General features: G+C 63.6%; 26 protein-coding genes and 1 other RNA gene. 13 read left to right on the top strand and 14 right to left on the bottom strand.

Annotated features, from left to right (window positions below; all coding sequences use genetic code 11):
• Positions 1-119: 119 nt before the first annotated feature.
• On the top strand, positions 120-4,025 hold the full coding sequence (locus tag GGR00_RS03480; protein WP_184697907.1) for an AsmA family protein: 3,906 nt from the start codon (positions 120-122) through the stop codon (positions 4,023-4,025).
• Positions 4,026-4,061: 36 nt separating this feature from the next.
• Here the strand turns inward: GGR00_RS03480 and GGR00_RS03475 are convergent, their stop codons facing one another.
• From GGR00_RS03475 to GGR00_RS03450, 6 genes are all read right to left on the bottom strand, one after another.
• Positions 4,062-4,376, bottom strand: a complete 315-nt coding sequence (locus GGR00_RS03475; RefSeq protein ID WP_055969620.1) for a BrnA antitoxin family protein — start codon at positions 4,374-4,376, stop codon at positions 4,062-4,064.
• Positions 4,373-4,636: a BrnT family toxin gene (locus GGR00_RS03470; RefSeq protein WP_184697903.1), complete on the bottom strand. Its 264-nt coding sequence runs from the start codon at positions 4,634-4,636 to the stop codon at positions 4,373-4,375. Before GGR00_RS03470 ends, GGR00_RS03475 begins: the two co-directional genes overlap by 4 nt.
• A gap of 89 nt (positions 4,637-4,725) precedes the next feature.
• Entirely contained in the window at positions 4,726-4,962 is a 237-nt protein-coding gene (locus tag GGR00_RS03465) for a ribbon-helix-helix domain-containing protein (protein ID WP_055969615.1), read from the bottom strand.
• Positions 4,959-5,156 (bottom strand): DUF4169 family protein, encoded by a 198-nt coding sequence (locus GGR00_RS03460; RefSeq protein WP_184697898.1) that lies wholly within the window; start codon positions 5,154-5,156, stop codon positions 4,959-4,961. Before GGR00_RS03460 ends, GGR00_RS03465 begins: the two co-directional genes overlap by 4 nt.
• An 18-nt stretch (positions 5,157-5,174) precedes the next feature.
• Positions 5,175-5,711, bottom strand: a complete 537-nt coding sequence (locus GGR00_RS03455; protein ID WP_055969610.1) for an SspB family protein — start codon at positions 5,709-5,711, stop codon at positions 5,175-5,177.
• Between the two features lie 90 nt (positions 5,712-5,801).
• Positions 5,802-6,464 (bottom strand): TetR/AcrR family transcriptional regulator, encoded by a 663-nt coding sequence (locus tag GGR00_RS03450; RefSeq protein WP_184697895.1) that lies wholly within the window; start codon positions 6,462-6,464, stop codon positions 5,802-5,804.
• Positions 6,465-6,634: 170 nt separating this feature from the next.
• On the opposite strand from GGR00_RS03450, the gene GGR00_RS03445 reads away from it, so the two are divergent.
• Positions 6,635-7,843 carry a multidrug effflux MFS transporter gene (locus GGR00_RS03445; protein ID WP_184697892.1) on the top strand — a complete coding sequence of 403 codons (1,209 nt, stop codon included), beginning with the start codon at positions 6,635-6,637 and terminating at the stop codon, positions 7,841-7,843.
• A gap of 196 nt (positions 7,844-8,039) precedes the next feature.
• Entirely contained in the window at positions 8,040-9,182 is a 1,143-nt protein-coding gene (locus GGR00_RS03440; RefSeq protein WP_184697889.1) for a GGDEF domain-containing protein, read from the top strand.
• Between the two features lie 7 nt (positions 9,183-9,189).
• On the opposite strand, the gene GGR00_RS03435 is transcribed toward GGR00_RS03440, so the two are convergent.
• Both GGR00_RS03435 and ssrA read right to left on the bottom strand, forming a co-directional pair.
• Positions 9,190-9,741 carry an AAA family ATPase gene (locus GGR00_RS03435; protein WP_184697886.1) on the bottom strand — a complete coding sequence of 184 codons (552 nt, stop codon included), beginning with the start codon at positions 9,739-9,741 and terminating at the stop codon, positions 9,190-9,192.
• Positions 9,742-9,869: 128 nt separating this feature from the next.
• Positions 9,870-10,230, bottom strand: a transfer-messenger RNA (tmRNA) gene (ssrA, locus tag GGR00_RS03430).
• A 179-nt stretch (positions 10,231-10,409) separates the two neighbouring features.
• Between ssrA and GGR00_RS03425 the strand changes: the two genes are divergently transcribed.
• Positions 10,410-10,721 (top strand): DUF2853 family protein, encoded by a 312-nt coding sequence (locus GGR00_RS03425; protein ID WP_055969586.1) that lies wholly within the window; start codon positions 10,410-10,412, stop codon positions 10,719-10,721.
• Between the two features lie 312 nt (positions 10,722-11,033).
• A complete protein-coding gene (gene thyA, locus GGR00_RS03420) occupies positions 11,034-11,930 on the top strand; it encodes a thymidylate synthase (RefSeq protein WP_156381058.1) in 897 nt (298 codons plus the stop codon).
• A gap of 124 nt (positions 11,931-12,054) precedes the next feature.
• Here the strand turns inward: thyA and GGR00_RS03415 are convergent, their stop codons facing one another.
• The 4 genes from GGR00_RS03415 to GGR00_RS03400 form a co-directional block, all read right to left on the bottom strand.
• Positions 12,055-12,291 (bottom strand): DUF1344 domain-containing protein, encoded by a 237-nt coding sequence (locus tag GGR00_RS03415; RefSeq protein ID WP_055969581.1) that lies wholly within the window; start codon positions 12,289-12,291, stop codon positions 12,055-12,057.
• Between the two features lie 391 nt (positions 12,292-12,682).
• A complete protein-coding gene (locus tag GGR00_RS03410) occupies positions 12,683-13,531 on the bottom strand; it encodes an alpha/beta fold hydrolase (RefSeq protein ID WP_184697883.1) in 849 nt (282 codons plus the stop codon).
• Positions 13,512-13,748, bottom strand: a complete 237-nt coding sequence (locus GGR00_RS03405) for a DUF1127 domain-containing protein (RefSeq protein WP_184697880.1) — start codon at positions 13,746-13,748, stop codon at positions 13,512-13,514. The genes GGR00_RS03410 and GGR00_RS03405 overlap by 20 nt, the downstream gene beginning before the upstream one ends.
• Before the next feature lie 147 nt (positions 13,749-13,895).
• Positions 13,896-14,462: a hypothetical protein gene (locus GGR00_RS03400; RefSeq protein ID WP_184697877.1), complete on the bottom strand. Its 567-nt coding sequence runs from the start codon at positions 14,460-14,462 to the stop codon at positions 13,896-13,898.
• 104 nt (positions 14,463-14,566) lie between these two features.
• Between GGR00_RS03400 and GGR00_RS03395 the strand changes: the two genes are divergently transcribed.
• The 7 genes from GGR00_RS03395 to GGR00_RS03365 all read left to right on the top strand — a co-directional run bounded on the left by GGR00_RS03395 (position 14,567) and on the right by GGR00_RS03365 (position 23,041).
• On the top strand, positions 14,567-17,524 hold the full coding sequence (locus GGR00_RS03395; RefSeq protein WP_184697874.1) for a PAS-domain containing protein: 2,958 nt from the start codon (positions 14,567-14,569) through the stop codon (positions 17,522-17,524).
• A gap of 58 nt (positions 17,525-17,582) precedes the next feature.
• Entirely contained in the window at positions 17,583-18,293 is a 711-nt protein-coding gene (locus tag GGR00_RS03390; protein WP_184697871.1) for a response regulator, read from the top strand.
• 222 nt (positions 18,294-18,515) lie between these two features.
• Positions 18,516-19,034: a dihydrofolate reductase gene (locus GGR00_RS03385; RefSeq protein WP_184697868.1), complete on the top strand. Its 519-nt coding sequence runs from the start codon at positions 18,516-18,518 to the stop codon at positions 19,032-19,034.
• A gap of 149 nt (positions 19,035-19,183) precedes the next feature.
• Entirely contained in the window at positions 19,184-20,284 is a 1,101-nt protein-coding gene (hflK, locus tag GGR00_RS03380) for an FtsH protease activity modulator HflK (protein ID WP_055969559.1), read from the top strand.
• Positions 20,284-21,219, top strand: a complete 936-nt coding sequence (hflC, locus tag GGR00_RS03375) for a protease modulator HflC (protein ID WP_055969554.1) — start codon at positions 20,284-20,286, stop codon at positions 21,217-21,219. The genes hflK and hflC overlap by 1 nt, the downstream gene beginning before the upstream one ends.
• A gap of 4 nt (positions 21,220-21,223) precedes the next feature.
• Complete coding sequence (locus GGR00_RS03370; RefSeq protein WP_055969551.1) at positions 21,224-21,409, top strand: DUF2065 domain-containing protein; 186 nt, start codon at positions 21,224-21,226, stop codon at positions 21,407-21,409.
• A 123-nt stretch (positions 21,410-21,532) separates the two neighbouring features.
• Complete coding sequence (locus GGR00_RS03365; RefSeq protein WP_055969548.1) at positions 21,533-23,041, top strand: DegQ family serine endoprotease; 1,509 nt, start codon at positions 21,533-21,535, stop codon at positions 23,039-23,041.
• A 44-nt stretch (positions 23,042-23,085) separates the two neighbouring features.
• On the opposite strand, the gene GGR00_RS03360 is transcribed toward GGR00_RS03365, so the two are convergent.
• Both GGR00_RS03360 and serB read right to left on the bottom strand, forming a co-directional pair.
• Positions 23,086-23,658: a GNAT family N-acetyltransferase gene (locus GGR00_RS03360; RefSeq protein ID WP_184697865.1), complete on the bottom strand. Its 573-nt coding sequence runs from the start codon at positions 23,656-23,658 to the stop codon at positions 23,086-23,088.
• Positions 23,658-24,542, bottom strand: a complete 885-nt coding sequence (gene serB / locus GGR00_RS03355) for a phosphoserine phosphatase SerB (RefSeq protein ID WP_184697862.1) — start codon at positions 24,540-24,542, stop codon at positions 23,658-23,660. The genes GGR00_RS03360 and serB overlap by 1 nt, the downstream gene beginning before the upstream one ends.
• On the opposite strand from serB, the gene miaA reads away from it, so the two are divergent.
• Positions 24,520-25,479: a tRNA (adenosine(37)-N6)-dimethylallyltransferase MiaA gene (miaA, locus tag GGR00_RS03350; RefSeq protein WP_184697859.1), complete on the top strand. Its 960-nt coding sequence runs from the start codon at positions 24,520-24,522 to the stop codon at positions 25,477-25,479. The genes serB and miaA overlap by 23 nt on opposite strands.
• The last annotated feature ends 33 nt before the right edge of the window (positions 25,480-25,512 follow it).

Genomic DNA, 25,512 nt, shown 5'->3' with positions numbered 1-25,512 from the left:
TTGCGGGACAGGCTACGCCGCGGCGTTGACGCGCCGCGGCGTACAGCCCAACATGTCACCAAATGACCATGCTCCTGCGCTAGACGCCTGGGACGCCTGAAAAGATTTGCCCCGAGGCAATGCTCGCTCGCCTGTTCGTAATATTCGGTGGACTGTTCGTACTGGCGCTGCTCGCGGCTCTGGTGGGACCGTATTTTATCGACTGGTCCGGCTACAAGGCCGACTTCGAGCGCGAGGCGGGCACCATCCTCGGCCGCAAGGTGGCCGTGCAGGGCGACGTGCGCGCGCGAATCCTGCCGTTTCCCTCGGTGACGTTTTCCGATGTGACAGTCGGGGGCGGGGCCGACGGCGAAGACGCGATGACCGTCGAGACGTTCTCGATGGATGCCGAACTGGCGCCGCTGCTGCGCGGTGAGTTCCTGATCTACGACATGCGGCTCGTGCGGCCCAAGGCAACGATCGATGTCGCTGCCGATGGCGCCGTCGACTGGGCGATGCGGCCATCGGCGCCTTTCGATGCCAGGCAGATCTCCATCGAGAAGCTGACCGTCACCGAAGGGCAGGTGAGGGTGCGGCATGCGACGAGCGGGCGCGACCAGCTTCTGTCGGAAATCAACACCGAGGTTTCGGCCAAGTCGCTGGCCGGCCCGTGGCGGATGGACGGCTCGCTGCGCGTCAATGGCATGAAGACGCAGCTGTCGGCCTCGACCGGTTCGGTTGACCCGAGCGGCCAGATGCGGCTCAGGTTGCGGGCGACGCCCGAACGCCGGGGTTTCGTGCTGGAAAGCGACGGCAATGCCAGCATGGACAAGGGACGCGGGCTCTATGCCGGCAATTTCAGCGTCATCGAGGCCCAAGCCGAGCCGCCGGCCGCCAAGGGCGACAAGCCCAAGGCGCAAAGCAAGGCGGAGGGTCCAGGGTTCAGGCTGAAGGGCAAGTTCGCGCTCGACCACGCCAAGCTCGGGGTTGAGGAGTTCCGCTTCGAAAGCGGGCCGCTCGACAATCCCTATACCGCCGACGGCACGGCCGAGATCGACCTTGGATCCTCGCCGCATTTCTCCATTGCCGCCAACGGTGCGCAGGTGCGCTTCGACGAGGCGGTGGGCGGAGAAGCGACAGGTGCTGGGTTTTCGATCACACAGCGCCTGACGGCGCTGGAGAATGTGCTGGTCGACCTGCCGCGTCCGACGATACCGGGCACCGTCGACGTCGACCTGCCGGCGATCGTCGCCGGAGACACGACGGTCCGCGACGTCAAGCTGTCCGCAGAGCCGGGCGAGGGAGGCTGGAAGCTGAATTCGGTGGCAGCGACGCTGCCCGGCCGCACCCGGCTCGAGGCCGACGGCTTCCTGAAAACCGAAGATAGCCTGGGCTTCGATGGCCAGTTGCTGCTGGCGGTCGGACAGCCCTCGGGTTTTGCCGCCTGGGTGGCGAAGGATGTCGACGAGGCGGTGCGCCGGCTGCCTGCCGCCGGGTTCAAGGCCAAGGTGGCGCTGACGCGCGAACAGCAGAAACTGGATGACATCGAACTGATCCTGGGCAAGGCCAAGTTCACTGGCGAACTGGACAGCCTGCAGCCGGGCGACGCACGGGCCTCGGTGATGATGAAGCTCGATGGTGGCGAACTCGACCTCGAAGGCCTGCGCGCCTTCGCTTCGCTGTTCGTGACCGACCAGGGGGCCAATCGCTTTGCCGACAGCGATCTCGATCTGGCGGTGAAGGCCGGACCGGTAAGTTTTGGCGGCCTGAGCGCCGACAGCCTGGACACCGCGCTGCGCCTGCGCGAGGGCGTGCTGGAGATCGACAAGCTGTCGCTAGGCGGGCTGGCCGGCGCATCGCTGAGCGCTACCGGCCGGATCAGGGATTTTCCCGCCACGCCGACCGGCAACCTCGATGCTTCGGTGGTGGCGGTCGATCTCGCACCGCTGGTTGCGCTCGCTGCCGCGCAGTCGCCCGACAACAGGCTGCTTGCGGAGCTTGCCGAGCGCGCCGCGGCCTATCCGGGGCTGCTTGCCGATGCCCGGATCGATTTCGTGGCAAGTGCTGTGGAAAACGGCAACGGTTCGACCGGCGTCGCCCTGAGCGCGCAGGGCAAGGCCGGCGGTTCCGATCTGGTGGCGACCCTTTCCGCGCCTGCCTTTGACGGCTCGATGCAAGCATCGCAAGTCACGCTCAATTTTTCTGCCCGCAACGAGGACGCGACCAGCCTGATGGCGCTTGCCGGCCTGCCGGCGCTGCCGCTTGGGGTGATCGGAGCGGGTGAAATGGACGTGGCAGCAAAGGGCGCGGCCCAGAGCGGCCTCGAGGTCACTGCAAGCCTGAAGGGCGACGACGCGGCCGCGGGTTTTGCCGGAACGGTTGCGCTGCGCGACGAGGGCGCGAGCCTGAAGGGCAGGGCGACGTTGCGCGCCGCCGACATCGAGCCGTGGCTGATGACGGCAGGGGTGGCCTTGCCGGGCATGGGCACGGGCAAGGCGGTCGATCTTGCCGCGGACGCAAGTTATGCCGGCGGGCCGTTGCTGCTCGACAGGCTGGACGGAACCGTGAACGAAGGGGCCATGGTCGGCAACCTCAGGGCGGAACTGGTCGGGGGCGTGCCGCATCTCGGCGGTTCGCTGACGCTCGACGAACTCGACCTCGCGCCCTTTGCCGAGATGATGCTGGGCGCCAGGGCGCTGGAGAGCGGCGACGGCGCCTGGCCGGCAGTGCCGTTCGAGCAGAAGCCGGTGGCGCCGTTCACCGCCGATCTTGAAATCATTGCGGGTACGCTTGCCGCCGAACCGCTGGCGACTGCCAATGATGCGGTGCTGGCGCTGAAGCTCGACGGCCAGTCGCTCAGGCTCGCAAATCTCAGGGCGAAGCTGTTCGGCGGCGCGCTTGAAGGGCTGGTCGAACTCAAGAACAATGACGGCACCGCCCTGCTGACCAGCCAGCTGAAACTCGGCTCCGCCGACATTGCCCAGGTTCCCGGTGCGGGTTCGCTGGGCGGCAAGGGCGATTTTTCGGCGACCTTCTCCGGCAGCGGCAAGTCGGTCGAGGGATTGGTCGCGTCCTTGTCGGGCTCCGGCACCGCCGACGTCGACGGGCTGACAGTGCCAGGCTTGAACCCGGATGCGTTCGCTCCGCTGATCGTCAAGGCCGATGCGCTGGGCCGTGACATCAACGGGGCGCGGGTTGCCGAGTTCGCCCCCGAGATCGCCGGCGACGGCAGCTTCGCTGCGACAAAGGCCGAGGTCGCTTTCACCATTGCCGGCGGCATCCTGCGGGCACCACCGCTGACGCTGAAGAATCCGTCAGCCACCTTGACGGCGGAGCTACGTGCCGATCTCAACGACGGGGTCGTTGCCGCGGATGGCAACATCACCTACGCGCCGGGCAAGGAGGCGTTGGTGGGTTCGGAGCCGGTGCTTGGCTTCCGCATAGAAGGCCCGCCGGAGGCTACCGTGTTGCTGTTCGACAGCGAACCGATGGCCCAGTTCCTGACTCAGCGCGCGCTGGAAAAGGAGCAGGCCCGCGTCGAGGCGATGCAGGCGGTGTTGTTGGAAAAGCAGCGGCTGCGGCGCGAGGTGCGTTATTTCGCCGGGCTTCAGGCCGAGCGCGAACGGATCGCCGAAGAGGCGCGGCTGGCCGAGGAAGCCCGCATCCGCGCCGAGGAAGAAGCCAAGGCGAGAGCCGAGGAAGCGCGGCTCAAGGCGGAGGAGGAAGCCCGCGCCGCGAAGGCTGCTGCCGATGCACAGGCCGAAGCCGCCCGGCAAAAGGCGCTCGAGGATGCAGGGAAGGCGCGCCGGGATGCCGAGGAAAAGGCGCATCTGGAGGCCGAGCAGAAGGCAAGGCAGGAGGCGGAGGCAGAAAGGCCGAAGCCGGCCGCCGACATCGAGCGCGCGCCGCTGCCTGGGGTGCGGCCGATGGGCGTGCCTGGCGAGACGACCCCCGAAGAGCCAGCGGCGGCTCCCACGGACACTCCCGTGAAAAAACTCGAGCCGCTCAGCCTGGACGATTTCTTCAAGTCGCTGCAGAGCCAGTAGACGAGAACCGGCTCGCGCCGCTGCCTTCGTCTCGGCTCAGCCGACCTTGGCCTTTTTCAGGACGTCGTTGATACGGCTTTGCCAGCCTTTGCCGGTGGCCTTGAACTTGGCGATCACATCGGGATCGAGCCGGATCGAGACGACCTGCTTGGGCGCTTCGACCGAAGGACGACCGCGGGTGCGGCGTGCTTTCTCGATGCCTTCGAAGAATTCTGGCGGCAAGACTTCCCGAGCCGGGCGAAATTGGGCTAGCTCTTCTGTAGTCAGTTCCGGGCTGTCCACGGCGTCCCAATCTTCCTTGGTATAGCCGTGTCCGGGTTCGAACGCCTTTTTCAGTGCTTTGCCGGTCATGACAGAACCTTCCTTTCCTGAGCGCTTGCCGGCCTGAAGCTGATGACGGACATCGCTTCCGTGCCCAGCGTGACGAAGATCACCACAGCGATCCGATCGTCGAAATATCCGACTGCCTTCATGCGGCGACGGCTAGCGTTGTCTGGTCGAGCGGGCTGGATGACTGCAGAATGCCAATGGAAAAACACGACGTCGGCAAAGTCGAAGCCATGCTTTTCGAGATTGGCCAGCCGTTTCGGTTCGTCCCAGACGATCTTCATTAAAAGTATTACTTTTAATTGGCGGGGGCAAGAATAAACGTGTTACGAAAAATGTGTCTCGCAAGGATGGTACCCCTGCAGCCTGGTGGCTAGCTGCCGGGCCGTTCGGTCGCGCCAAGCTTTGCCTGTTCCAGGACGAAGAGCCTGAGTGCGGAGGACAGGTTTGCCTCGCGCGGGCGCTGGGCGTCGACTTCGGCAACAAGGCCGGCAAGGGTGATGCCGCGCATGGCCGAGATGGCGACGAGGTCGTCATAGAAAGGTTTTTCCAGCGAATAGCTGGTGCGGTGACCGCGGATCGTCACCGAGCGTTTTTCGACGAGGCTCACTGGCCGGGTTTTTCCGGGTCGCTGTCGCGGCGATGGCCGTCGACGAATTTCTCGGCGCGGTCGGCGGTCAGCCGGTCGCGCGTCTTTTCAGCCTTGCTGCGGCCGTGCAAAGCGCGGTTCTGGTCGGCAAGCGCCTCGCGCTCGGCACGCGCCTTGTGCTTCCTGAACTGGCGAAGATTGACGATGTCGGCCATGGACGGCCCCGTCCGGGGTTACTTCTTGCGGAAAGCGTCGAGCGATACGACGTCGGCGCCCTTGCCATGAGCCGGTTCTTCCGGCGTTTCAGCCTCTGCGCTGGCCTTTTTCTTCGGTGCAGCCTTGCGCTCGGCCGGCTTGACGACGGCGATCGGTTCCGGCTTGGCCGGTGTTTCCTCTGCCGCGGCTGCTGGCTCGGCCTTGACCTCGAACTCGAGTTCGAAATTGACCGAGGGGTCATAGAAGCCGCGCACGGCGGAGAAGGGGATCTCGAGCTTTTCCGGCACGTCGGAGAACGACAGGCCGACCTCGAAGCCGGTATCGGTGACCTTCAGGTCCCAGTACTGGAACTGGATGACGATGGTCATCTGTTCGGGGTAGCGCTCGTGCAGGCGGCTGGAGATGCGCACGCCGGGCGCGCCGGTCATGAAGGTGATGAAGAAATGGTGGTTGCCCGGCAGGCCCGTTCGCGCGACTTCCGCCAGGACCTTGCGCATAACGCCGCGCAGTGCCTCCTGGGCGAGAATATCGTAGCGGATCTGGTCTTCGGCCATATGTCGATGCGGGTCCGATTGAATCGTCCCCTTACCTGTAATCAAGCTTGAGCCCGGCGTAAACCGGATATAGCGCGGTATTGAAGATGATCAGATTGCAGCCGGGCGAGGCTTGCCGTAAGCGCGGAGAAAGCAGCGCACCGCGTTGGTCGCGGCGGTCCTCAATTGCTCCTCCGAGACGGTGTCGCCGAAGATCATCGCCATCTGCAGATCGGCGTTGACGAGGGCCAGGAACTGGCGGGCGGCGACGTCGGGGTCGTCGATTTCAAGCCATCCGGCATGCGCCAGGCGGGCAAAGCGCGCGGCAAGGGCAGCCCAGGTCTTTGCCGGACCATCCTCGCGCCAGCCGGCGAAAAGCGCGGGATAACGCTCGCCCTCCGTATGCAGGAGCTTGCGCAGGAACTTGCCGTCGCGGTTGCAGATGCAATTCTGGTTGAGCCGCACCGCGAAAGCCACGAGGTCGGCCTCGAGATCGACCGGCTTGTCGGGGAAGGTGGCGAGCGTGTCGAAAACGCCTGCATTGATCCGTTCGGTGATTTCTCGGACTACTGCAACCAGCAAATTCTCCTTATCGCCGTGATGATTGTAAACGGTCTGGCGCGAGACGCCGGCCTCGGCTGCGATGAGGTCGATGTTAGCGCCGGCAAAGCCTTCGCGGCAAAAGACGCATGCCGCAGCATCGATGATCGAGAGGCGCTTGGCGGTGTGGCTGCGGGGGACGACCGCAATGTCAGGAGCGATGGCAGGTGTCATGGAGTTTTTATATACAGGTGATTGACGATTTGGACAAGTCTGTCTAAAAATATGTACTCAATTCGATGCGGCCGGTTCGGGAGGAGTCGGAAACACGGATTGCGGAACGTCCTTGGATTACACGTCGCCGCCTTGTCGCGGCGGAAACCAGATCCGAAAGAATCACGCCCATGACACCCCAATTCCTCCGCGTAGCGGTCGTCCTCGGCCTTTTGTCGGCCATCGGCCCGTTTGCAATCGACATGTATCTTCCGGCGCTGCCGACGATCGGCGCCGATCTCAATGCCAGCACTGCCGCCGTGCAGATGAGCCTGCTCGTTTTCTTCCTGGCGATGGGGCTGGCCCAGATCGTCGTCGGGCCGATCTCCGACATGATAGGCCGCAAGGCGCCGCTCTATATCGGGCTGGTGCTGTTTGCCATCGGCGGCGTGGGGGCAGCACTGGCGCCCAACATCGAATGGCTGATCGCCTTCCGCGTCGTCCAGGGCCTAGGTGCCTCGGCCGGCATGGTGGTGCCGCGTGCCATCGTGCGCGACCTGCACACCGGCACCGAGGCGGCACGGCTGATGTCGCTGCTGATGCTGGTCTTTTCCGTCTCGCCTATCCTGGCGCCGCTGACCGGTTCGCTGGTGATCGAAGGTTTCGGCTGGCGCGCCGTGTTCTGGGTCGTGACCGGTGCGGCGGTACTGGCGATCGTCCTGCTGTCGACCTCGCTCAAGGAAACGCGCCCGGCCGCGCATCGGGCCGAAAGCTCGGTACGCAGCGCGCTGAGCGGCTATCGCTTCCTGCTCGGCGACCGCAATTTCCTCGGCCTGACGTTTATTGGCGGCTTCGGCATCGCCAGCTTCTTCGTCTATCTCGCCAATTCGTCGTTCATCCTGATCGACCATTACGGCCTGTCGCCGTCGGTCTACAGCGTGTTCTTCTCGATCAATGCCGTGGCTTTCATCGGCATGTCGCAGCTGACGGGATACCTGACCGAACGATTCGGGCTGCGGCGCGTGGTGCGGGTCGCGGTGGTCGGCTATGCCACGATGATGGTGGTGCTGCTCGCCGTATTCGCCTCGGGCGTTGACCGGCTCGATGTGCTGGCTGTTCTTCTGTTCATCGGTTACGGCTTCCTCGGCTTGGTCATCCCGACGACTTCGGTGCTGGCGATGGAAGAGCATGGCGAGATTGCCGGAACGGCGTCGGCACTGATGGGAACGTTGCATTTTGCCACCGGCGCGGTCGCAATGGCGGTAGCCGGCCTGTTCTTCGATGGCACGCCGCTGCCAATGGTGGTGGGCATCACGACGTCGGCGGTCATCGCCTTCGCGCTTGCCCAGGTGACGCTCGGCCGTCATCGCGACGTGGCGATGGAGGCGCCGGCCGAATGAACTTTGCGGGGCCGGACGATGGTCGTCCGGCCCCGCAATCGTCAGTGCCGATGGTCGTGCGATGACTGTCGGGATCGAGCCGAAATGTCGCGCCTACCTTCATGCAGCCTTGATATCGTCTTATTTACCTATGGGTCGGTAAGTCATTGCCAAGACCACCGGAAGTAGAGCGACGACGCCGAGGCCATCGAAAATCTTGAAGCTTATCCCCTCCGCCTTGCTGCTGCTGTTTGCGGCAACGTTCTTTTGCGTGTGGCTGCTTGAGCGACGCCGGCGGCATCTGCTGTTCTTCTCGCTTGCCTTTGCGGCAGTCGGAAGCGCCACTATCGTGCAGTTCGCCCTTTGGCCTCCCGATATCGGCTACAACACCATCGTCTCGGCCATGCTTTATGCCGCGGGGCCGCTGCTGTTGGTCGAAGGCGCGCTGGCGCGCTCAAGCAGGTCGATGCCGGCGGCCCTGCATGCGGCCTGGTTCGCGGCAATCGTTGGCCTGCTGTGCTATTTCTATTTCGTCGACAACAATCTCCAGGTCCGCGTCTACGCCCTCAACATCGGCATGGGCAGCATCATCCTGAGCGGAGCGTGGAAACTGAGGGACCTGATGCGCGGCAATGTCGTTGACCGCGCCATGGTCTGGCTGTTTCTTGGACTGGGGCTGACCTTTTTCGCGCGCGTCCTGCTCGACGGCAATTCGGTTCCGACCGACGATGTCGACGCATTCTTCGAATCCAAGTTCTGGATCTGGGCGCAGTTCAGCATGTCCCTGATTGGCGCAGCGCTAGGTCTCGGTCTGCTGGTGGTCGCCTGCGCCGACATCGTGTTGGCGCTGAAGAGCGAACGCGACACCGATCCGCTGACGGGATTGCTGAATCGCCGCGGCCTGCAGGGACGGGAAGCACGCCTGCTGTCGGCCAGTCGGGGCAAGCCGCTCGGCGTCGTTGCCTGCGACATCGATCGTTTCAAGGACATCAATGACCGGTTCGGCCATGCCGCCGGCGACCTCGTGCTGGCGACCTTCGCCGGGATCATGAGGAAAAGGCTGCGGGCCGGCGACGTAGCCGCGCGGACGGGAGGCGAAGAGTTCATCATGGTGCTGAATTGTTCCCTGGACCAGGCATACAGCCTGACCGAGAAATTGCGCCGCGAGATCGCAATCGCCCATTTTTCCGGGTTGCCCCAGGATTTCGCGGTGACCTGCAGCTTCGGCATCGCCAAGGCCCATCCCGGCGAGGGGCTGTGGGACGTGATCGGCCGCGCCGACAAGATCCTCTATGCCGCCAAGCGCGCCGGCCGCAACCGGACGTTCGCGGAAGGGTTGCAACTGCCAAGTGCTGCATGAGCCAGGTTCAGGGCTGGCGCGAGCGTTCCAGGACGAAGGCGAGCCGTTCCGCGACCGGTGCCCTCGGCACTTCGACGAGATCGTAGCCGCACGCCGCATAGCTTTCGATCATCGCTGCGTGGGTGCGCCGGGCCTCATCCTCGTCCTGCCTGCGCTCGCTGTCCTGGGTGAAGATTTCGGGCCAGTGCGGCAGGATGAAGACCTGGCGATTGTAGCGGAACTCCCGTGCGGCGCGCTCGAAATGTGCCGGAACAGGCAGCGCGACGAGCCTGGCATAGCCAATGACGTCGGGCACGCCGCGGTCGAACCAGACCGGCCCGGATGCCTCGCCGGCAATCGCGTGCGAGCGCATTTCCCATGACAGCATGAGTTCGGCAAAGAGTGCGCGACCGTGCCAGGGCAGGCCGGTTCCACCGATCGCGGCCTGATCCTTGATGACACCGCGGCCCGCCTCGACCGACGTGGCATGGCCGGCTTCGGCCAGTGCCGAGACGAGCGTGGTCTTGCCCGAGCCGGGGCCGCCGGTGAGCACGAAAAAGCGATCGGTATACAGGGTCATCGAAAGGTCTCCAGGCAAAAGGGGACCGGCCATGCACAGGATGGCTGGCGTTGCGGGATCAACCACGCAACGGCAAGCCAACGCAGGCCGGCAATTGATATCTTGGGGAAAGCAGATGGGGGGAGGGAAGTGGAGGTTTCTGTTGCCAGGTACCTCCGAACCCCGCCTAGCAGTGCGAACCGCTAGGACTTGATTTGAAGCTATCGCGCCGCATTAAGCAGCGAGACGTGCTTCCGCATAGTTGTCGTTTGCAACTACAAGTTTAGCCCGATAACGGTGGTACAATGCCGAGCAAAAGTCCGATCTTTACACCCTCGTCGATCCTATTTCGCCCCCAGCAAAAACCGTCGCTCATTGCGCGGCGGATTTTGGTGGAGGCGCCGGGTACCGCCCCCGGGTCCGAATGGCTTATTTCATCGGCAGTTTATCGCCATAGTCAGTCAAGCTGACGCGTCGAATATAGGGAGGCTCGGCGCAAAAGAAAAGGTCGAACGGCCAGTCAAGGCAGCCATATGCAACAGTTTTATCAGACCACGCGAAGGCGCAGGGTTGACTCGCGCGTTGCGCGAACCGAAGCTCCCGGCGCTGGGGGAGCCTGCGTTGCGTGAACCGGTCAAGGCCGGCCGTCCCCACGAGATGAGTCCAATTCGTCGACGAGGGGAATTCACATGAGCGACTATCTTGCAGACGTGAAGAAATACGATGCCGGCGCCAAGGAAGAGGTGGTGAGCAAGATCGTCAAGCACCTGGGCATCGCGCTTCGGAACCGCGATTCCTCGCTGGTCTCGTGCACCGATCCCAAGGAACTGGACCGCGTGAAGGCAGGCTGGATCGCCAAGAAGCTGGGCGTCGAGGATGCCAAGAAGGCCGACGGCGCGCTCGAGAAGGTCTGCAAGGCGATGTCGGCCGACAACACCAAGAACCGTGTCACCTTCTACTATCTGGTGGCCAAGGAACTGGGAAAGCTCGGCGCGCTCTAAGCCGCATTGCTTCAAGTCGATCGTCCAGCGCCGGGCTTTGCCGCCCGGCGTTGGTTGTTTTGACGTGTGGGCAACTTGCCTGCGCAGCAGCGCGGTGCCGCAGCCTCGCGTTGCCTCAGGCCCGGCAGCTCCGCTATGATCGGGAACTCCCGAATCGAGCCCGACCGATTGCGCCTTGATCTCGACTTTGCCGACATGGGCGCAGCGGACGGCAGCCAGTAGTTCCGTCCACATGGCTAGAGGCTTTCCAAGGAATGCCGTAGCCGCTTCCTGCCCGAGTACGCGGGCCTAACTCCGTCCAAAGGAGCGAACTTGCGCCATCCGGAATTCCAGTATCTCGACCTGATGTCCCACATCCTCGAAAAGGGGGACAAGCGGATCGACCGCACGGGCGTTGGCACCTTGTCGACATTCGGCGCGATGCTGCGCTTCGACCTGTCCGATGGCACTGTGCCGATCCTCACGACCAAGAAGGTCTACTGGAAGCTGGCGGTGAAGGAGATGCTCTGGTTCCTGACTGGCGAAACCAACATCCGGCCACTGCTGCAGGAGAAGGTACGCATCTGGACGGACTGGCCGCTGGCCAAGTACCGGAAGGAGACGGGCGAGAGCATTTCCCAGCAGGATTTCGAACAGCGGATCGTCGAAGACCAGGCGTTTGCGCTCAAATGGGGTGAGCTCGGCCCGGTCTACGGCAAGCAGTGGCGCCGCTGGCAGGACGCCAACGGGGTCGAGCACGACCAGATCGCCAGTGTCATCGAGACGCTGAAGACGAACCCCTCGAGCCGGCGGATGCTCTTCCATGGATGGAACGTGCCCGAGATCGGGCAGATGGCGCTGCCGCCCTGCCACATGGTGTATCAGTTCCATGTCACCAGCGCCGGGCGGCTGAACATGCTGATCTTCCAGAGGTCCTGCGACCTGCTGCTCGGCGCGCCGTTCAATTGCATCGGTGGAGCGGCATTGCAGGCGATGGTTGCGCAGCAGGTGGGGCTGCAACTCGGCGACCTCGTCTGGATGGGCGGTGATATCCACCTCTACCTCAACCACCTCGACCAGGCCCGCGAACAGATGACGAGGGAGCCGAGGCCGTTCCCAACCCTGAAGTTGCTCCGGAAGCCGGACAGCATCGACGGCTACAGGATCGAAGACTTCGAGGTGAGCGGTTACGATCCTTATCCACCGATCCTTGCGGACGTGGCCGTCTGACGGCAGCCCAAACCGGACATGTGCGCGGCGACATTGTCGGCCTGAACAAGAAAGCCATGGAGCGCGTCAGCGTCCATGGCTTTTGTGGCGGCTGGTCCGGCCGCTGCGGCAGTCGAGATTCGAATTAACGCAGGACGGTGGTAACCTTGTCGCCTTCGTCGTTGAGCTGGATCGAGACCTGCTCGCCGACCTGGACGGGCGGAAGGGCAACGTCACGCGGGATGGTGAAGCTCTTGCCGCTCTCGAGAGTGATGACGCGAGCGGACGAATTGAACTTGGCGATCATGCCGTTCTGCGAGGAGGCGAGTGCGACGCCGGACATCATGGCGAGTGAGGCGGCGGCGAGAACCAGAGTCTTCATCGAGTATTCCTTTCTTGGGAGTGACGCCAATGTCGGCGACGTCCCATTTCTAGCGGTCTCCTGTTGCGGGGCGTTTTCTGTCGCCGGGGAGAAGTGTTTCGTTTGTTTCAGATCTGCGTCGGGTGCGGAAATATGGAGGGATCGACCGCCACAGCGGCTGCCTGGCATGGCCGCGAAAGATGTCGCCTGGTGGCGGCTGGAGCAGCAGGCAGGGCGAGCGACAGGGAAACAGCAGGGAATCTTCGGCAGCGGCGCCGGCTTCGACGGGTAGGGGCGACAGGCGATCAAGCCGGTTGCTCCTTGGGGCAGGCTGGCGGTGCCGAAACGCAAATCTCCACCTGTCGCCGTGCAGGCAACAGGTGGAGATTGAACGTGTCGAAGGCGGGAAAAGTCAGATCGCCGGCAGGCAGGTCGCGGGGCTGCGCGGGCTGGCTTTGTGCCATGGCCGGCGCTTGCGCCTTGGGCGGTCCACCGCCTTCAGATGCGCGCCGATCATGGGGTCGACGATGTGCGGATCGGTCAGCGGAGCCATGTGTCCGGCATCCGCAATCATGGCAAGGCGCGCGCCGGGGATCGTTTCGGCGACGATCTCGGTTACGCGCAGGCTGACCGCCGGGCTTTCCAGCGCCATCGCCACGAGCGTCGGGCATCGGATCCGGGCACAGCCGTCGGCCGGCCAGGAGGCGACAAGGGAAGCGGCCAGACCCGCGGCAGTCCGGGGCAGATGGGAGGCGAGCATCTGCCGCAGGCCCGGGCTGGTTCGCTGCCAGGCGCCGCGGCCGTACCAGAAGTCGACATAGGCGCTCATGCCGCCTGCCGGGTCATGCGCCTCGACGGCAATTTTCATCCTGTTGGCCAGCCCGACAAGCTCGGCGAACAGTGCCCGGTCGGACGGGGCGCCGTCCCGCAGCAGGTGAAAAGCCGTCGGTTCGATCAGCGTCAGGCTGCGCACCAGCTCGGGCCGCTCCAGGGCGATCTCGAGCGCGAGCGCAGCGCCGTGCAGATGGCCGACGAGATGCACGGGCTCGTCGACCATCGCCTCGATCGCGCTTTTTGCGGAATCGGAACTGGCAAAGGCGGACAGATCGGGCGCAACGACATGGTAGCTGCCCCGGAGATAGTCCGACAGGCCATGCCATTGCGTGCTGCTGCTGGCTGCGCCATGCAACGCAAGTACGGGCAGCCGAAACTCGACCTCGGTGAAGGTCGACCTGCTCAACTCAGCCCATGTCGTGTTCATGGCCACGCTTCCGTTCCGACGAACCGTAGGCAAGCGAGTCGATCTCGCAGCGCGCGACACCAATGTCCTTGAGCAGGTAGTCGTCCAGCTCGGACAGGTTGCGAACGGCGCGGTGATGGGCCCGGCGGGCGAGATATGCCTCGATGACGAGGCGAATTCTTGCCCCCTGGGAGAGGACGAAAGCAACAGCGGGGGACCGAATGGCAAGGGCAGACATTTGGGAGGACTCCGTCAATTGGCGACGCCAGGGACCGGCGACACTTCAGGAATAGTTCATTTTCATTTCAGCTCGTTTTCAGGGAGGCGATGGAAGTGTTTCGTTTGTTTCAATCTGGCCATTGCCAGAGGCGCCGTGGCTTGCCGCTCAATCGCCAGGCGGGTGCATGGCCGGGCACGGAACGAGCCGATTGGCGCCGCGGGGTGCCATCATCTCGGGAGAAAGACCGGGCGCGCCATGAATGGTGGAGCGCATCGGCGCGCCCTTGAACATGTAGCGCAATCGCCCTGGCACGAACGGGGCTCCGAGCGACGCCGTTGCCGCGGACTTCGGTTCGGTGCCTTTCGAGCGTGGCGCTTGGTGGGGCTGATACGATGCGATGCCCTGGAAGCTTGGAAACTGCATGATCGATGCGAGGTCGGTGGCATCTGCCGCGCCGCATGCCGAAACAATGGCGGACAACGCCATCAGGGTCCGTCTCATCTCAATTCTCCTCTTGGGATGGTCGATTGACCTCGTTCGAGCCCTGCGGCCAACGGCATCAACAGCCTGCCGGTTTTTTGGTAGGCTGTCGGGTCCGCTGCGCAGACCGTTTCCAGCGAAGTCGATGCAATTGAGCGTAGCGCGCGCGTGTTTCAGTTCGTTCTCGGCGTCGCGGGAAAAAAGTTTCGTTTGTTCACCCAGGCGGCCCGGATGCCGGAAAGACTGAAACAAATCGGTTTGGTTCGACCTCAAGTCGAAACAAAGCGCGACTATTCAGCGATCGGCGATCACGCCGCCGTGAAGACGATGCCGGGCTTCCGTCGAGGAGACGACCTATGCAAGCTGAATGCCGAGTTGCGGATGCGCGAACAGGCTACGCGCTGTTCGATATCCACGACGTGCTCGAGGACGCCAATGCCGCAATCTACGGCGACAGCGGCGCCAGCATTGCTGGAGAGGACGGGCCGGCCGATGTCGGTGGCGTCGTCGGCAAGGTTCTCCGGAATCTGAAGAGCTTCGACGGCATCGAGGTCGAGCCGACGGACGAATTTGCGCGCCACGTCGCGACGCGCTGGCGCCAGGACAACGTGCCCCCGTTCGAAGCGCAGACGGTCGATGGCGGCTGGCGGCTGCTGACCAGCCATCCCAGGCCCAATGGCGGCGTCGCTCTCATCAGCACCGACATCACCGAGATGAAGCGTATCCAGATCGCACATCTCGACAGTGCCGAAATCTTTCGCTGCATCACCGACAGCCATCCGCTTCCGGTCTGGGTCGTCGACGAGGAAAGCAAGCAGATCGTCTACGAGAGCCTCGACGGTTCGCGCCTGCTGGGGCGCAAGTGGCGGCCGAACGAGCCGCAGTTCATCATCGATCATTTCGCCGACCCCGACGATTTCGAGAAGATCACGGAACGCGTCGGCCATGACGACATCCTGCGCGATCACGAAATCGAGCTCAGGCGGCCGAATGGCTCCAGCGTCTGGTGTTCGACGAATTGCCGCCGCAGCCACTATCGCGGCCGGCCGTCGCTGGTCATCGGCGTTCTCGACATCACAGAGCGCAAGAAGGCGGAAGCCATCAAGCATGAAGCCACAGCACTTATGCAAAAGGTGCTCGACGCCTGCCCGGTGCCGACGCGGATGTCGACGATCGAGGGCGAAACGCTCTACCGCAACCCTGCCAGCAGGGAACTTTACGGCGACCGCGGCCAGATCGGCGGCTACTACGTCAATCCCGACGATCGCAAGACGCTGGTCGGCGTCCTTCTCGACAAGGGCTGCATCGATGATTTTCGGGTGCGGCAGTACGATAGCAACGACAATGTCTTCTGGGGCTCGATCTCGGCGCGGCTGATCGATTTCCAGGGGCGGCCGGTGATCGTTTCCAACGCGTCCAATATCACCGACATCATCGAAGCCCAGACCCAGACCCGACAGGCGAGCGAGCGCCTGATCGATGCCATCGAATCCCTTGCCGAAGGTTTTGCGCTCTATGACAAGGACGACCGCCTTGTCCTGGCCAACAGCCAGTACCGGAAGATGCACGCCCTCAGCGCGGATGTGCTGGTTCCCGGTGTCAACTGGTTCGACTTCCTGCGCGTCACCGCACAGCGCAACCAGTTTCCGGTTTCACAGGACAGGATCGACGATTGGCTGGTCGAGCGGGCCAAGGATCGGCGCGAGTTTCGGCAGCAGGAGTTCCAGCATACCGATGGTGGCTGGTTCTTCGTTTCGAACTGTCCGACCCGCGAGGGCGGCTTCGTGGTCACGCGCGTCGACATCACGGAACGCAAGCGCGCAGAACTGGCTGCGAAGGAGGCCGATGAACTGGTTCGCAGGGTGCTGGAGGCCTGCCCGGCCAGCATCCAGATGACCCGCGCTGACGATGGAAAGCTGCTTTACCGGAGCCCGGCCTCGGATGAGTTGCTCGGCGACGTCGACAACGCCTTCGACAGCTACCTCCATCCTGCGCATCGCAAGCAGTTCGTCGAACGGCTGCTGCTGATGGGAGAGGTCGATGACTTCGAAACGCAGCTCAAGCGCAAGAACGGAGACGCGTGCTGGTGCTCGCTCTCGGCCAGGCTGATCGATTTTCACGGCGACAAGGTCATTGTTTCCCACACCTATGACCTTTCCGACCGTATCGAGATGCAGCAACAGCTGGAGCGCCAGCGCGAGACCCTGCACCAGAACGAGAAGCTTTCCGCGCTCGGCGGCTTGCTGGCCGGCGTGGCGCACGAATTGAACAACCCGCTGTCGGTGGTCCTCGGCATGTCCCTTACTCTGAAGGAGACGGCGTCCGATCCCAAGACGGTCGAACGGGCCGACAAGATCAGCAGGGCCGCGGAGCGCTGCGCGCGCATCGTCAGGACGTTCCTGGCGATGGCGAGGCAGCAGCCGACCAGAACCTCGAACGTCGTCATCGACGACATCGTTACGGCAGCGGTCGAGGTCGTGGGCTATTCGATCAAGTCGTCCGACATATCGCTTTCGGTCCGGCGCGCGCCGGACCTGCCGGCGATTTGGGCCGACCCCGACCAACTGACCCAGGTGCTGATCAACCTCTTGGTCAATGCCGAGCATGCGGTGCATGGCTGGGAGGGGCAAAGGCAGATCATGGTGTCGACCGAACTGCAGCCGGAGAGCGGCAACATTCTCGTCAAGGTGGCGGACACCGGTCCCGGGATCCCGAGCGAGATCCTGCCGCGCATCTTCGAACCGTTCTTCACCACCAAGGAGGTCGGGGCCGGTACCGGGATCGGACTGTCTTTCTGCCATCGCATCATCCAATCCCACCAGGGCACCATCCAGGTGGAGACGGCGGAGGGTGGTGGGTCGACCTTCGTGGTCTCGCTGCCCGCGTCCGACCGGCTTGCCGAGCGGTCCGAGGCCGAGGCCATCGAACTGCCGAAATCGACGGGACGCGTCTGCCTGGTGGTGGACGATGAAAAGGACGTCCGCGAACTGATTGCCGAGATCCTGACCCAGGATGGGTTCACCGTCATCGTTGCCGGATCCGGCAAGGAGGCGTTGAAACAGCTGAAATCGCGGACATTCGATGTTATTCTTAGCGATCTGAAGATGCCCGACATGGATGGCCGCAGGTTCTACAATCATGTCTCCGACTTCCATCCGGCGGAGGCTGACAGACTGGCTTTCCTGACCGGAGACACGATCAGTCCGGACGCTCAGGTGTTCTTGCGCGCGACGAAACGGCCCTACCTGGAAAAGCCCGTCAAGCCGTTCGAACTCCGGACCTTCGTCTCCCGGCTGGTCAACCGTGACGCCTGAAAGCCAGCGTTTGCCTGCCCTTGCGAAGAAGGCTATTTTTAGCAGAGATGAGGAATCGTTGACCGCTAACCCGCACATCGTTGTCTGCGACGACGAGCCGGATTTACGCGACACGGTCGCGGAGTATCTGGAACGCAATGGCTACGCCGTGACGACCGCCGACGCCGGGCCGGCGCTGCGCGAGCTCGTCGACACCCAGCCCATCGACGTCGTCATCCTCGACATCCGGATGCCGGGCGAAGACGGCCTGTCATTGGCCCGCTACATGCGCGAGCATTCGAAGGTCGCCATCATCATGCTGACCGGCTCGGCTGAGATCATCGACCGGGTGGTCGGCCTGGAGGTCGGCGCGGATGACTACATCGCCAAGCCCGTCGACCTCAGGGAACTGCTTGCGCGCGTCAAGGCCGTGCTGCGGCGCACATCGGGGCACGAGCAGGCGATTGGCCTGGGCGACCATCTGGGCCCGCATGTCGTCAGGTTCGGCAATTGCCGGCTCGATCTGGAAACCCACAAGATGTCCGATCCCGAGGGCGCCGACATCGCCATCACGCCGATGGAGTTCCGGCTGCTGAAAGTCTTCGCCGACAATCGCGGAAAGACGCTCAATCGCGACCAGTTGCTGGAACTCGCCCACGATCGCGGCTGGGATCCCTTCGACCGCAGCATCGACATCCGGATCTCCCGGTTGCGAAAGAAGATCGAGAACGATCCCTCCAAGCCGGAAGTGATCAAGACGATACGCGGCGTGGGTTACCTGTACTCCTAGCATCAACCGTATCTGTGCAAGCCGACGGCCCGGGCCTGCACAATTGCCGCAGTCTCAAGGTGCGGACAACCTTGGCTGAATCTGGACTATGGCCGGGGGGCAACATACAGTTTGCCTGTCATGGCAAGCGACCGTCCATATTGTGGCGGGAGCAGCGAAATTGCCCTGACGAGGGTTCGAACGTGCCAAGGCCAAGGCCGCGGGCAAAGGGAGCGGCGGCTGATGGACGTAGCGATCTATGTGGCGATTGCCGAAAACGGGGTGATCGGGCGCGACAACGGCCTGCCGTGGAAGCTGTCGAGCGATCTCAAGCGCTTCAAGGCCGACACGATGGGCAAACCGATCATCATGGGGCGAAAAACCTATGAGAGCATCGGCAAGCCTTTGCCGGGCCGGCTCAACATCGTCGTCAGCCGCGATCCGGCCTACCGGGTCGAGGGCGCCGAGACGGTACAATCGGTCGAAGACGCGATCACACTGGCCACCGCGAAGGGACGCCTGAAGCCGGGCGTCACCGAAATCTGCGTGATCGGTGGCGGCGAGATCTATCGCCAGGCGCTTCCGCTGGCCGACCGGCTGCATGTCACGCATGTGCTGGCCAGCCCCGACGGCGACACACGCTTCCCGACGATCGACCCGGCGGTCTGGACGGTTGTCCGTTCGGAGGAATTGCCCGCCGGCGAAAAAGACAGCCATGCGACACGCTATACAGTTTACGAGAAGCGCCACGAGGTGCATTGAGGTCGTGGTTTCATACATATGTAGTGAAATCAGAAGCGCTTACGGCCCATTGCGTTGAAAGCGCTTGATCGCATGCCTATAGATGGTGGTAGGAAATATCCGGCCGTTTCAGGCGCGGCCGCCAATAATACGTAGTCGAAAGGACTTTCATGCCCTGGAACAATCAAAATGGAGGCGGCGGCGGCCCATGGGGCGGCGGCAGCGGTGGCGGCGGCGGCGGTGGCCCCTGGGGGCAGGGACCGCGGCCAGGTGGACCGCAGGGCTCGCCTCCCGATCTCGAAGACATCATCCGCAAGGGGCAGGACCGGCTGAAGCGTGCGCTTCCGGGCGGCGGCGGTTCGAGCGCCATGGTGTTCGGCCTGATTGGCGCGGGCTTGCTGGCGCTGTGGGCATTCCAGTCGATCTACACCGTCCAGCCTGACGAATTGGCCGTCGAACTGCGCTTCGGCAAGCCGAAGCAGGAACTGTCGCAGCCGGGCCTGCATTTCCATTGGTGGCCGATCGAAACCGTCGAGAAGGTCAACACGGCTGAAAAGCTGGTCAATATCGGCGAAGTACGCGGCAGCACCTCGTCCGGCCTGATGCTTTCGGGGGACCAGAACATCGTCGACGTGAAGTTCTCCGTTGCCTACCAGGTCTCCGACCCGCAAGCCTATCTGTTCAAGGTTTCCGAACCAGACGTGATGGTTCGCCAGATTGCCGAAAGCGCGATGCGCGAAGTGGTCGGGCGCCGTCCGGCTCAGGACATCTTCCGCGACGACCGCCAGGGCATTGCCGCCGGCGTTCGCGACATCATCCAGGCGACGCTCGACCAGTATGGCGCGGGCCTCGCCGTCAACGCGATCTCGATCGAGGATGCTGCGCCGCCGCGCGAAGTGGCCGATGCATTCGACGAGGTGCAGCGTGCCGAACAGGACGAAGACCGCTTCGTCGAGGAATCCAACCAGTATTCGAACCAGAAGCTCGGCCAGGCGCGAGGCGAGGCGGCGCAAGTCCGCGAAGACGCCGCCGCCTACAAGAACCGTGTCGTGCAGGAAGCCGAAGGTGAGGCCCAGCGCTTCATCTCGGTCTATGACGAATATGCCAAGGCGCCCGACGTGACCCGCAAGCGCCTCTATCTCGAAACGATGGAAAAGGTGCTCCAGGGCTCCGGCAAGGTGATCGTCGAGCAGGGCAACGGACAGGGCGTGGTGCCCTATCTGCCATTGCCCGAACTGCAGAAGCGCGCTCCGGCGGCGGGAGGCAACTAATGTCCAATCGTCTTCCCATCATCGGCGTTTTCGCCGCGATCATCCTGTTCCTGATCTGGTCGTCGATCTTCGTGGTCAACGAGCGCCAGCAAGCCATCGTGCTGCGTTTCGGCGAGATCGTCGACGTCAAGACCGAGCCGGGGATCTACTTCAAGGCGCCGTTCTCGATGTTCGAGGCCGACAATGTGCAGGTCATCGAGGACCGCGTGCTGCGTCTCGACCTCGACGACATCCGCGTCCAGGTTTCGGGCGGCAAGTTCTACGACGTCGATGCCTTCATCGCCTATCGCATCAACGACGCCCGCCGGTTCCGCTCGACGGTTTCGGGTAGCGTGGAACTGGCCGAACAGCGCCTGCGCACCCGCTTCGATGCGGCCCTGCGCCGTGTCTACGGCGTGCGTGGCTTCGAAGCGGCACTTTCGGAAGAGCGCGCGGCAATGATGCGCGAGGTTCGCGACCAGCTGCAGCCGGACGCGACGTCGCTGGGTCTCGAAATCCAGGACGTCCGCATTCGCCGCACCGACCTTACCCAGGAGGTGTCGCAGCAGACCTTCGACCGCATGAAGGCCGAGCGTCTGGCCGAGGCCGAAAGGCTGAGGGCGCGCGGCCGCGAAGCGGCACAGCGTATTCGCGCCCGTGCCGACCGCGAAGTGGTCGAGATCGTCGCCGAGGCGCAGAAGGAATCGGAAATCCTGCGCGGTGAGGGCGAAGCCCAACGCTCCGCGGTGTTTGCCAATGCGTTCAACCGCGATCCGGAGTTCTTCGATTTCTACCGCTCGATGAGCGCCTATGGAACCGCGCTGAATGCAGACGGCACGACCATGGTGCTGTCGCCGGAATCGGAATTCTTCCGCTACTTCCGCAGCCCTGACAGCAGCAACAACGCAACGCCGGCTCCCGCCGCCGGCGCTGCAGCCCCCAGCACCAGCAACTAAGCAGGTGCGGGACTTTATCGTCGCCATAGGCCTGGTCCTCGTATTGGAGGGCCTGGTCTATGGTGGCTTTCCTGCCGCCGCCAGGAAGATGGCGGCGCAGGTGACCGACATGCCCGACGCCGTCCTCAGGACAGTCGGCCTTGCCGCAATCGCCATCGGCGTCGGCATTGTCTGGCTCATCCGGGGATAACGGATGATTTATTCCGCGCCGATGGCAATAGCCGCAAACAGGCCTTATTTATTTTGATCATGGCGCTTCGCGTCCGGACGGCCCGGCGCGCTGAAAGCCAAGACAGCCCGGGAGGCTTCATCGATGATTTCCACGCCCCTTTTGCGCGCCATGCGAAAGGCCTCTCTGGCCGCCACGACGGCGCTGATGATCGGTGCGACCGCCGCCCCGTCCTTCGTGACACCTGCATTCGCGCAAGGGCCGGAATCGGTCGCCAATCTCGCCGAGGGCCTGCTGGGCGCGGTGGTCAACATCTCGACCTCTCAGACGGTGAAGGGCGGGGAGGGCGAGAATGCTGTCCCGATGCCGCAATTGCCCGAGGGCTCGCCGTTCCAGGACTTCTTCGACGACTTCTTCAAGGACCGCGAAGGCCAGAACAATGGCGGCTCGCAGAAGGTGCAGTCGCTCGGCTCCGGTTTTGTCGTCGATGCCGAACAAGGCATCGTGGTGACCAACAACCACGTCATTGCCGACGCCGATGAGATCGAGGTGAATTTCTCGGACGGTTCGAAGCTGAAGGCCGAATTGGTCGGAACCGACACCAAGACCGACATTGCCGTGCTCAAGATCGACCCGAAGGCCAAGAAGCTGACGGCGGTGAAGTTCGGCGATTCCAACAAGATGCGGATCGGCGACTGGGTAATGGCCATCGGCAACCCGTTCGGCCTCGGCGGCACGGTGACGGTCGGCATCATCTCGGCGCGCAACCGCGACATCAATTCCGGCCCCTATGACGATTTCATCCAGACCGACGCTGCGATCAACCGTGGCAATTCTGGCGGACCGCTGTTCAACATGGAGGGCGAGGTGATCGGCATCAATACGGCGATCATTTCGCCGTCGGGCGGCTCGATCGGTATCGGCTTCTCGATCCCGGCCGAAATCGCGACGGGCGTGGTGCAGCAACTGACCGAGTTCGGCGAGACGCGCCGCGGCTGGCTTGGCGTGCGCATCCAGCCGGTGACCGACGATATCGCCGAAAGCCTCGGCATGACGACCGCCAAGGGCGCCCTGGTGGCCGGCATCATCAAGGGCGGACCTGTCGACAACGGCGTCATCCAGCCGGGCGACGTGGTCATCAAGTTCGACGGCAAGGATGTCGTCGAGATGCGCGACCTGCCGCGCGTCGTCGCCGAGAGCCCGGTGGGCAAGGCGGTCGATGTGGTGATCGTGCGCAAAGGCGTCGAGCAGACGGTAAAGGTCACGCTCGGAAGGCTGGAGGATGGCGAGAAGCTGGCCGAAGGCGAAGCGGCCAAGCCGGACGAGGGCGCCGACAAGGGCGCCGAAGTCGCAACCGCAAGCATGCTCGGCATGACCATCGGCGAGCTCAACGACGATACGCGCGCCAAATTCGGCATCGCGGCCGACGTGTCGGGCGTGGTGGTGACGGCGGTCGCCAAGGATTCGGCTGCCGCGGAGCGCGGCATCGTCGCCGGCGAGGTGATCACCGAGATCGCCCAGGAATCGGTGTCGACGCCCAAGGAGGTGATGGACCGCATCACCGCGCTGAAGGAACAGGGCCGCAAGAACGCACTGCTGATGCTCGCCTCCAAGACCGGCGAGCTGCGGTTCGTGACGATCCGCATGGACTGAGTCCGGAAACGGCGACAACTCACTGAAACAAAAGAAAAAGGCGGTTATCTGGCCGCCTTTTTTCGTTCCTGCCACAGGCTGCGCGGTAATCTGTAGAGCAGGTGCCGCTTCAATTCGGGATGTGTCTCGGGCACGCGCGGGTGGTCGAAATCGCCAGACGGGTCGTGCTGCATGCCGAGCCGCTGCATGACGGCGGTCGAACGATGGTTGTTCCAGACGGCAAAGGAAACGACCTCGTCTTCGCCAATCACGTCGAAGGCGTGAGCGAGCCAGGCCTCGGACGCTTCGGTGACATAACCCTTGCCCCAGAATTCGGGGGCAAGCCGCCAGCCGATCTCCATCGTTCCCTGTGGGATGAAGGGCTCCAGATCGGTACGAGTGATGCCGACGAAGCCGATGCATTCACCGGTCCCAGCAATCTCGGCGGCGGCGAAACCGAAGCCATCTCGATCGACGCCGCTCGCCAGCCTGTCGAGCAGCGCGTCGCTGTCGGCACGGTTGCGGCGCATCGGGAAGAACTCCATCACCGTGTCGTCGGCGTTGATGCGATGGAAAAGTACGCGGTCGCGCTCCTCCCAGTTGCGCAGGATCAGGCGGTGGGTGCGGAGCGGTTCCATCAGGCGAAGTCGCTGCGGCTGTAGCCCTGGAGATAGAGCAGGGCGGTGAGATCCGCGTGGTCGATGCGGATCCTGGCTTCAGCGGCCACGGAGGGCTTGGCGTGGAGAGCAACGCCGCTGCCGGCCAGGCGGATCATGTCGAGGTCGTTGGCGCCGTCGCCGACGGCGATGGCATCGTCCACGGTGAGGCCGAGGCGCCGGGAAATCTCGTTCAGCGCATCGGCCTTGGCGGCGCGGCCGAGGATCGGCTCGGAAACCTTGCCGGCGAGGCGGCCGTCGGCTTCGATCAGGTGGTTGGCGCGGTTTTCGTCGAAGCCAAGCTTGGCCGCGATGCGCGAGGTGAACACGTCGAAGCCGCCGGAGACCAGCGCTGAGTAGGCGCCGTGCGCCTTCATGGTTGCGACCAGCGCCTGGCCACCCGAGGCGAGGGTCAGACGGGTGTCGATAATGCGGTCGATGACGGAGGCGTCGAGGCCGGCAAGCAGGGCCACGCGCTCGCGCAGTGCCGGCTCGAAGGCGATTTCGCCATTCATCGAGCGTGCGGTGATGTCGGCGACACGATCCTTGACGCCGATCTCGTCGGCCAGTTCGTCGATGCATTCCTGGTCGATCATGGTCGAATCCATGTCGGCAATGAGGATCTTTTTCCTACGCGTCGCGTTGTCCTGGACGACGAAGTCGATGGTTTCGCCGGCAAGGGAGGCAGCCAGCGCTGCGTTCGCGTCGTCGACCGAAAGCCCCGATGGCAAGGCCATGTCGCAGGCGATGTTGGCGTCGAGCCACACAATGGCGCTTGCACCGAGGGCGCGGCAGGCCTTATCGGCAAGGGACGGCAGCAGCAGAGCGCGGTCGGGATGGGACATGAGCGTGGCGACGAGCGGCATCGAAAATTCCGGAACAAGCGAGGGGCGCATCAAGAACGCGACCCTGATAGCCGGGCCGACGGCCAGCGGCAAGTCGGCGCTGGCGCTTAAGCTTGCCGAGCGCGACGGCGGCGTGATCGTCAATGCCGATTCGATGCAGGTCTATGACGTGCTCAGCGTGCTGACGGCCCGGCCGGGCACCGATGATCTCCGCCGCGCGCGGCATTTCCTCTACGGCCACGTGTCGCCGGCGACGGCCTATTCCACGGGGACATGGCTGCGCGACGTGGCGGTTCTGGCGGACAGCGGCCTGTTCGACGACAGGCCGCCGATCTTCGTCGGCGGGACCGGACTCTATTTCCGGGCGCTGGCAGAAGGCATCTCGGAGATGCCCGAAATTCCGACCGAAATCCGCGACCGCTGGCGCTGGCGGCTGAACGAGGAAGGCGCACCCAGGCTGCACCGGCTGCTGATGCGGGTCGACAGCGAGGTGGCGATGCGGCTCAAGGCCAGCGACGGCCAGCGTATCGTGCGCGCGCTGGAGGTGCTCGAGGCATCGGGGCGCTCGATCCTGAAGTGGCAGGCCGATCGCGGCCATCCGATGATCGACCTGGCAACAGCGCGGTTCATCGTCATCGAGCCGGAGCGCGACCTGCTGGTCAAGCGCATCGACCTGCGCTTCGACAGGATGCTCGACAATGGTGCGCTGGACGAGGTGAAGGCGATCACGGCGATGAGGCTTGCGCCTGAACTGCCGGCGATGAAGGCCATTGGCGTGCGCGAGCTTGCTGCCGCAATCGCTGGCGAAACGAGCTTCGACGAGGCGATCGAACGGGCCAAGATCGCGACCCGGCAATATGCCAAGCGGCAGTCGACATGGTTCCGCAACCAGTTCGGACCGGAATGGCAAAGGATCGGCGGCGAGGCCGGCAGAGCGGACGAAACCGCTGCGACATAGCCATTTGCGCGCGACGGATTAACCCTCCGTAAG

The sequence above is a fragment of the Aminobacter aganoensis genome, from assembly GCF_014206975.1.
GTDB lineage: Bacteria > Pseudomonadota > Alphaproteobacteria > Rhizobiales > Rhizobiaceae > Aminobacter > Aminobacter aganoensis.
This window is presented reverse-complemented; position numbering and strand designations above follow the sequence as displayed.

Excerpts from the sequence above, each read along its gene's own strand:
- GGR00_RS03425 (WP_055969586.1), top strand. The coding sequence starts at position 10,410 with ATGAGCGACTATCTTGCAGACGTGAAGAAATACGATGCCGGCGCCAAG.
- GGR00_RS03410 (WP_184697883.1), bottom strand. The coding sequence starts at position 13,531 with ATGAACACGACATGGGCTGAGTTGAGCAGGTCGACCTTCACCGAGGTC.
- GGR00_RS03405 (WP_184697880.1), bottom strand. The coding sequence starts at position 13,748 with ATGTCTGCCCTTGCCATTCGGTCCCCCGCTGTTGCTTTCGTCCTCTCC.
- miaA (WP_184697859.1), top strand. The coding sequence starts at position 24,520 with ATGAGCGTGGCGACGAGCGGCATCGAAAATTCCGGAACAAGCGAGGGG.
- GGR00_RS03365 (WP_055969548.1), top strand. The coding sequence starts at position 21,533 with ATGATTTCCACGCCCCTTTTGCGCGCCATGCGAAAGGCCTCTCTGGCC.
- hflC (WP_055969554.1), top strand. The coding sequence starts at position 20,284 with ATGTCCAATCGTCTTCCCATCATCGGCGTTTTCGCCGCGATCATCCTG.
- GGR00_RS03385 (WP_184697868.1), top strand. The coding sequence starts at position 18,516 with ATGGACGTAGCGATCTATGTGGCGATTGCCGAAAACGGGGTGATCGGG.
- hflK (WP_055969559.1), top strand. The coding sequence starts at position 19,184 with ATGCCCTGGAACAATCAAAATGGAGGCGGCGGCGGCCCATGGGGCGGC.
- GGR00_RS03445 (WP_184697892.1), top strand. The coding sequence starts at position 6,635 with ATGACACCCCAATTCCTCCGCGTAGCGGTCGTCCTCGGCCTTTTGTCG.
- GGR00_RS03460 (WP_184697898.1), bottom strand. The coding sequence starts at position 5,156 with ATGGCCGACATCGTCAATCTTCGCCAGTTCAGGAAGCACAAGGCGCGT.
- GGR00_RS03360 (WP_184697865.1), bottom strand. The coding sequence starts at position 23,658 with ATGGAACCGCTCCGCACCCACCGCCTGATCCTGCGCAACTGGGAGGAG.
- GGR00_RS03450 (WP_184697895.1), bottom strand. The coding sequence starts at position 6,464 with ATGACACCTGCCATCGCTCCTGACATTGCGGTCGTCCCCCGCAGCCAC.
- GGR00_RS03395 (WP_184697874.1), top strand. The coding sequence starts at position 14,567 with ATGCAAGCTGAATGCCGAGTTGCGGATGCGCGAACAGGCTACGCGCTG.
- GGR00_RS03475 (WP_055969620.1), bottom strand. The coding sequence starts at position 4,376 with ATGACCGGCAAAGCACTGAAAAAGGCGTTCGAACCCGGACACGGCTAT.
- GGR00_RS03480 (WP_184697907.1), top strand. The coding sequence starts at position 120 with ATGCTCGCTCGCCTGTTCGTAATATTCGGTGGACTGTTCGTACTGGCG.
- GGR00_RS03470 (WP_184697903.1), bottom strand. The coding sequence starts at position 4,636 with ATGAAGATCGTCTGGGACGAACCGAAACGGCTGGCCAATCTCGAAAAG.
- GGR00_RS03435 (WP_184697886.1), bottom strand. The coding sequence starts at position 9,741 with ATGACCCTGTATACCGATCGCTTTTTCGTGCTCACCGGCGGCCCCGGC.
- serB (WP_184697862.1), bottom strand. The coding sequence starts at position 24,542 with ATGCCGCTCGTCGCCACGCTCATGTCCCATCCCGACCGCGCTCTGCTG.
- GGR00_RS03455 (WP_055969610.1), bottom strand. The coding sequence starts at position 5,711 with ATGGCCGAAGACCAGATCCGCTACGATATTCTCGCCCAGGAGGCACTG.
- GGR00_RS03415 (WP_055969581.1), bottom strand. The coding sequence starts at position 12,291 with ATGAAGACTCTGGTTCTCGCCGCCGCCTCACTCGCCATGATGTCCGGC.